We start from the raw sequence: 6,403 nt of genomic DNA on the forward strand, positions 1-6,403 counted from the left end.
GTGCAGCATAAGGCATTGGCACTATCCATGGTCGGTGTATGATGAGACCCATCGAAGCAATGCACCTCCTCCCGCGGCAGGCTTTTTCGTATCCCGAACCTTCCCTGCTGCAGATCGATTGAGTGCGCCTGTTCCCACGTCGCGTCACCCACTCAATCGTAGGCGTCTTCCTTGGGACCGGCTGGGGTTCCCTGGAGGCGCCTGTCGCAGACCCTCGGACTCTGTCGTCCTAAAAGGAGGTCTGTTTGCCGGGGGCCGGGTCCCGCTTTGGCGCGATATCCGCCCAACAGCTGACCCACCGAATGTCTCGGTTTCGCGAGTAGTCCGGCGTCCCAGAAACGGCGTTGGTGAAGTGGCTGTCGGCTATGACATCATCCATGAAGGAGGTGCCGGCAGGCAATGCGGATCGCTATGAACCTTCGCCCGCCTCAATGGCTTCAATGAACTCGTCGAATGTTTTTCCAAGCACGCGGACCTCATCTGACCATGCGCCGGCAAAGACAATCGGAATCGAAATAAAATTTTCGCCGATTAATCCATAAGCGGTCGGGCCCCCATTCGAACCAATCAGGAACGGGCCAGTCTGAAATTCGAAGAGTTCATAACCGTCCGCCGACGCTTTGGTCGGCGAGCACAGCCAGGAAGTCCTGGCGCAGGACGCCAACCAGCCGCCGCAGCTTTTCAAGAAAGCCTCCGCTATCGGCGTTGGCGAGCTCGGAAAGATCGCAAACAAATGCATCCGGCTTGATCCGTACGCCGGTCGCCGTGAAGACCAGAAGTTCGGTGCCGAGCTCGATCTGGCGCGCCTGAATGCGTGAGATGCTCTTGCGCAGGTTGGCCATGATGTCGGGATTGTCATGGCTGTCCCACAGAAACCGAGCCAACGCCGAGCGCGGATATTCGCTCCCGGCTCTGTCCTGCAGATAACGATCCAGCAAATAGCAAATCGTAAGCAGACCCTTTTCGGGGAACGCCACAGGTTGCCCGGCCAGATCGATCAGCCGCAACTCACCAAATGACTCGAGCCTGAGCTTCATGCGGATACTGCCTGCCGATATCCCTGGCTATTCTCCGAGCGGAAGAGTGATATCCGCTACGGAGGCTCCCAATGTTACGCCGCGACTTTCCGCCTGCGCCATCGCCTTCACCAGCGCGATGACCGTTTCGCGGATATTTCGGTCGGCAATCTTCAGAAAAGCGCGATTGAGCGCCAATCCCTCTTTCGTTCGCAGGAATTCGGCCACTGGATCAGTATTCGCCGACAGATCCAGCCCTTGCAGCGTCAACGGCTCGGAGTTCTCCTGTTCGAAGAAGAAACTCACCGACGTGTGAAGCACATCGGCGATCCGCTGCAGACGGCTCGCGCCGATGCGGTTAATGCCCTTCTCGTATTTCTGAACCTGCTGAAAGGTCACGCCGATCTGCTCGGCAAGCCGTTCCTGGCTCATCCCGAGCAACTGCCGGCGCATTCTTATGCGCGCTCCGACATAGCTGTCTATCGCATTCGCTGTCTTGACATTCATCGTGTGTTTTCAGCCTCGATCGCTTTTTCAATCGGGGAAGCTGTAGTATCCCCTGCATGGCTTTTCCATGGTTGTTTTCACATAGCATACTGGATATGTGATGATCGCGACCGACTGTGATATGAAAGCCCGCCCTGGAAAGACGTTAAGTTAGGCAGAAATCACTTGTCCGAAGAGAAAATCGAACAAAAGCCGTACCAATACGGATAGAACTGGGCTGTAATTGCGTCCCGGCTTACGCTAAATCCACTTCAGCGACCGTCGCCCGAGAGTCTTCCCAGCCCCGATCGCCCGAAAATCCATCGAACAAAGCGACGTGGCACGGCACCGGCCGGGCCTGTGCAGGAGAAGCATTGATGGCAACCGTTGCCGAGAGCGCGCCCCGTTTCGAAAAAACAACGATGTCCATCCTCATGGCGGTCAGCTTCTGCCACATGCTGAACGACATCATGCAGTCACTGCTCGCCTCGCTCTATCCGCTGTTCAAGGCGAACTACGATCTCGATTTTGTGCAGATCGGCCTCCTCACCATGACTTTCCAGGTCACGGCTTCGCTGCTGCAGCCGCTGGTCGGCATCGTCACCGACCGCTGGCCRATGCCCTATTCGCTGCCGGTCGGTATGGCGAGTACCTTTTGCGGCCTCATTCTGCTCGGCAATGCCGGCAGCTTCGAACTGCTGCTGGTTGCCGCAAGCCTGATCGGCTTCGGCTCGGCGGTCTTCCACCCGGAATCTTCGCGCGTGGCCCGTCTTGCTTCGGGCGGTCGCCACGGTTTCGCGCAATCATTCTTCCAGGTCGGTGGCAATGCCGGCCAGGCGATCGGTCCGCTGCTTGCCGCCTTCATCGTGCTGCCGCTCGGCCAGCACAGCGTCTCCTGGTTCGCCGCCATCGCTATGGTCGGCATGGTCGTGCTGAGCTGGGTCGGCAACTGGTACATGAGCCACAGGCGCCAGAATGCCAGTAAGCCAGCAATAAGCCGGACCCTGCCGCTGCCGCAGAACCGGGTCATCTGGGCGCTGCTGATTCTCGTGCTGCTGACGGCAACAAAGAATGTCTACATGGCCAGCGTGTCGAGCTACTTCACCTTCTATGTCATCGACAAGTTCGAGCTCAGCGTGCAGCAGGCACAGCTGATGCTCTTCCTCTTCCTTGGCTCGGTCGCCGTCGGCACGTTCCTCGGCGGGCCGATCGGCGATCGTTTCGGCGCACGTTTCGTCATCTGGTTCTCGATCCTTGGTGTCATTCCTTTCGCACTCTTGCTTCCCTATGCAAACCTCTTCTGGACAGGCGTGCTCAGCATCGTCATCGGCCTGATCTTCGCTTCGGCCTTCTCGGCCATCGTCGTCTTCGCACAGGAACTGGTGCCCGGGCGCGTCGGGCTGATTGCCGGCGTCTTCTTCGGCTTCGCATTTGGGGCAGGGGGGCTTGGTGCTGCGCTGCTCGGCGATTTCGCCGATACTCACGGCATCGATTTCGTCTACCGCATCTGCTCCTACCTGCCGCTGCTCGGTCTCCTGACAGTCTTCCTGCCGCGTATTCCCAAGCGGAAACCAGTCTGAGGCGATACCGCTTACGGACAATGCATCGGCCGGAATGTCACTGACACTCCGGCTCGATGCATCATGCAGTTTCGCACGTCGCCATCGCCGACGGGCCCGAACGTATTTTTCTCCTCATAGGGGGAAGAGGGATCACCATTCCTTTAATCCACTATTTTTATAGATAATATTATAGTGACGTCGGTTTCGGCACGATATTGGAAGGAAATGGCATGTCTGCTCCCAAACTGGTCGGCCTTGCGGGTAGTTTCAACCGCCCCTCGAAGACCTTTGCGCTTGTTGAAAACATTGCTGGTCTCGCCGCCGAGAAATACGGCTTCGACAACACCATCTACGACCTGACCGATGTCGGCCCTTCGCTTGGCCAGGCGCTGCGCCGTGACGATCTCGACAGTCGCGCCAAGGAAGTCATCGACGACATCGTCAATGCCGACGTGCTGGTCATCGGAGCGCCAACTTACAAGGGCAGCTATCCCGGCCTCTTCAAGCATCTGATCGACTTGATCGACCCGCATGAGCTGCGCGCCAAGCCGATCATCATCACCGCGACCGGCGGCGGCGACCGGCACGCGCTGATGGTCGAGCACCAGCTTCGCCCGCTCTTCGGTTTCTTCATGGCGCACACGCTGCCGACCGCCGTTTACGCGTCCGACCGTGACTTCACCAATTACCGTGTCTCATCCGACCCGCTTTCCAATCGGATCGGGGAGGTCATCGGCGAGCTCACGGCCTTCTTTCCCAGCCGGAATCAAGCGCTTATCGCTGCCGAATGAAGAATGTCGGGATAGGCTTGAAACGGCGCCATGGAGGCGCCGTTTTCGCTTTCGCGCCATCCTCGCTACCAAGTATAATCCACTAATTTGATGGAAATTTATCCTGCTGATATCGATGGCAGGGCAAGAGTTTTTCCAGCCCTTCTTCCACATCAGACATTCGTGCTTCGCCTCCGATACGCGCATTTGCCATGATCGGCCTGCTCGGGGCGTTGGCCTCATTCAGTCAGACGGGATATAAAATGATCAAGAACAAAAATCTTCACGGCTTCCACCTTTCGCGCCGGGCGGCTCTTGCCGCCGTGGCCGTTTCCGCTGCCGCACTCTTTGCCTTTGCAGCACCCGCTCCTTCCTTTGCCGAGGGCAAGTCGATCAAGGTCGGCATCATGGCCGGYGAGGAGGAGGACATCTGGCGCGTGGTCGCGAGCGAGGCGGCGAAGAAGGGTCTCAAGATCGAGACCATCACCTTCAACGACTATACGCAGCCGAATGAAGCGCTGGAACGCGGCGAACTCGACGCCAACGCCTTCCAGCACCAGCCCTATCTCGACAACCAGATCAAGCAGCACGGCTATCACATCGTTCGCGTCGGTTATACCGGGGTCTGGCCGATCGGCCTTTACACCAAGAAGTACAAGTCCGTCGCCGAGATCCCGGAAGGTGCCGTCATCGGAGTGCCGAACGATCCCTCAAACGAGGGCCGTGCGCTGCGCGTTCTCCAGAACGAAGGCCTGATCAAGCTCAAGGACGACACCGGTATTCTTGCGACCGTCGCCGACGTCACCGACAATCCGAAGAAGATCGAGATCAAGGAACTCGACGCCGGCATCGTCGGCCGCTCGATCGACGATCTGGATGCCGGTATCGTCAACACCGACTGGGCGTTGAAAAGCGGTCTTTCTCCGGCCGAACGCATTGCCCAGGAGCCGATCGCCGACAATCCATACCGCAACTTCATCGCCGTCAAGGACGAGAACAAGGATGCCGACTGGGTCAAGACGCTTGTGTCTTCTTATCAGAACGAGACCGTCAAGGCCGAGTTCGACAAGGTCTACAAGGGGACGGGTCTCAGCGCCTATTGATCCGGAGCAGGGCTGGGGTTAAGGCCTGCCGAGAGGCGGTTCGGGCGTTCTTTGCCCGGGCCGCCTTCAGCATTTGTAAGGAAAAACACATGAATTCCTTTGTTTCCACCACGGCGATCGAGGCAGAGCCGCAAACGGCGACCGAAGAGGTGGTGAGGCTGACCGACGTGAAGCGGCGGTTCGGAACCACTGCAGCACTCGACGGCATTTCGCTGACGGTGAAGAGAGGCGAAATCCTCGGCATCATCGGCCGCAGCGGCGCCGGCAAATCGACGCTGATCCGCTGCCTGAACGGCCTGGAGCGCGCCGATAGCGGCGAGATCCTCATCGAAGGCCGAGATATCACCGGACTTTCAGAACAGGACCTGCAGCCGCTGCGCCGCCGCATCGGCATGATCTTCCAGCATTTCAATCTGCTTTCCGCCAAGACCGTCGAGGAAAACGTCGCGCTGCCGCTGAAGATCGAGGGTCTTGCAAAGAGTGAGCGCCTGAAACRGGCGCATGAGCTGCTCGAGCTCGTCGGTCTTGCCGACAAGGCGAAGGCCTATCCCGCATCGCTGTCCGGTGGCCAGAAACAACGCGTCGGCATCGCCCGGGCGCTCGCGGCACGCCCGGCACTGCTGTTGTCCGACGAGGCGACATCGGCGCTCGATCCGGAAACGACCCGGTCGATCCTGGCGCTGCTCAAGGACATCAACCGTAAGCTCGGGCTGACCATTCTGCTGATCACCCATGAGATGGAAGTGGTCCGCCGCATTGCCGATCGCGTCGCGGTCATCGATGCCGGGCGGATCGTCGAGGAGGGACAGGTCTGGTCGATCTTCGCCAACCCGCAGGCTGATATCACCGGGAGCCTGCTCGGCGGCATCCGGCCGCAGCTTCCTGAGCATATCGCCGGCCGGCTGTCGGCGACGGCGGGCAGCGAAGCGGTCCTCAGCGTCGATCTTGCCGGCCCGCAGGCGCAGGGCGCGCTGTTTGCCGAACTCTCGGCGGCGCTGCCGCATTCCTTCCGCCTCGTCCATGGCGGCATCGACCACATCCAGAACCAGCCTGTGGCGCGGTTCTTCATTGCCGTTCCCGCGCGCGACCCCGCGCTTGCCGGAAAGGTCGAACAATTCCTGACGGCCCGGTCCGCCCGGGTGGAGGTGCTTGGTTATGACACCGATCATGCTTGAACTGCTGGTTCGCTCCCTTTGGGAGACCATCCTGATGACCGTCGCCTCGGGAGTGATCTCGCTCGTCGCCGGCCTGCCGCTCGGCCTTGCACTGGTCGCGACGGCGCGCGGCGGCATCGCCGAAAATCTCTGGATCAACCGCGTGCTCGGCGGGGTCATCAACGGCTTCCGTTCGGTGCCCTTCATCATCCTGCTGGTGGCGCTGATCCCGCTGACGCGGCTGATCGTCGGCACCGCGCTCRGCACCTGGGCGGCCATCGTGCCGCTCGCCATCGCCGCAACGCCCTATTA

Annotated in this window: 6 protein-coding genes and 1 pseudogene; 5 read left to right on the top strand and 2 right to left on the bottom strand. The window is 59.6% G+C overall.

Annotated elements, in window-relative coordinates; genetic code table 11:
• Positions 1-599: 599 nt before the first annotated feature.
• Both AC1D1Z_RS32420 and AC1D1Z_RS32425 read right to left on the bottom strand, forming a co-directional pair.
• Positions 600-1,037 (bottom strand): AfsR/SARP family transcriptional regulator, encoded by a 438-nt coding sequence (locus AC1D1Z_RS32420; protein WP_131647135.1) that lies wholly within the window; start codon positions 1,035-1,037, stop codon positions 600-602.
• 27 nt (positions 1,038-1,064) lie between these two features.
• Complete coding sequence (locus tag AC1D1Z_RS32425) at positions 1,065-1,523, bottom strand: helix-turn-helix domain-containing protein (RefSeq protein WP_018247039.1); 459 nt, start codon at positions 1,521-1,523, stop codon at positions 1,065-1,067.
• A 356-nt stretch (positions 1,524-1,879) separates the two neighbouring features.
• Between AC1D1Z_RS32425 and AC1D1Z_RS32430 the strand changes: the two genes are divergently transcribed.
• The 5 genes and pseudogenes from AC1D1Z_RS32430 to AC1D1Z_RS32450 form a co-directional block, all read left to right on the top strand.
• A complete protein-coding gene (locus tag AC1D1Z_RS32430; protein ID WP_131647136.1) occupies positions 1,880-3,082 on the top strand; it encodes an MFS transporter in 1,203 nt (400 codons plus the stop codon).
• A 212-nt stretch (positions 3,083-3,294) separates the two neighbouring features.
• Positions 3,295-3,855 (top strand): FMN reductase, encoded by a 561-nt coding sequence (gene msuE, locus AC1D1Z_RS32435; RefSeq protein ID WP_018247037.1) that lies wholly within the window; start codon positions 3,295-3,297, stop codon positions 3,853-3,855.
• Between the two features lie 242 nt (positions 3,856-4,097).
• Complete coding sequence (locus tag AC1D1Z_RS32440) at positions 4,098-4,937, top strand: MetQ/NlpA family lipoprotein (protein ID WP_131647137.1); 840 nt, start codon at positions 4,098-4,100, stop codon at positions 4,935-4,937.
• Between the two features lie 89 nt (positions 4,938-5,026).
• Entirely contained in the window at positions 5,027-6,112 is a 1,086-nt protein-coding gene (locus AC1D1Z_RS32445) for a methionine ABC transporter ATP-binding protein (protein WP_477852943.1), read from the top strand.
• Positions 6,093-6,403: pseudogene (locus AC1D1Z_RS32450) on the top strand (ABC transporter permease); the annotation flags it as partial. The gene AC1D1Z_RS32445 and the pseudogene AC1D1Z_RS32450, both read left to right, overlap by 20 nt.

This window comes from Rhizobium sp. P1_E1 (genome assembly GCF_056406015.1).

Excerpts from the sequence above, each read along its gene's own strand:
- msuE (WP_018247037.1), top strand. The coding sequence starts at position 3,295 with ATGTCTGCTCCCAAACTGGTCGGCCTTGCGGGTAGTTTCAACCGCCCC.
- AC1D1Z_RS32420 (WP_131647135.1), bottom strand. The coding sequence starts at position 1,037 with ATGAAGCTCAGGCTCGAGTCATTTGGTGAGTTGCGGCTGATCGATCTG.
- AC1D1Z_RS32425 (WP_018247039.1), bottom strand. The coding sequence starts at position 1,523 with ATGAATGTCAAGACAGCGAATGCGATAGACAGCTATGTCGGAGCGCGC.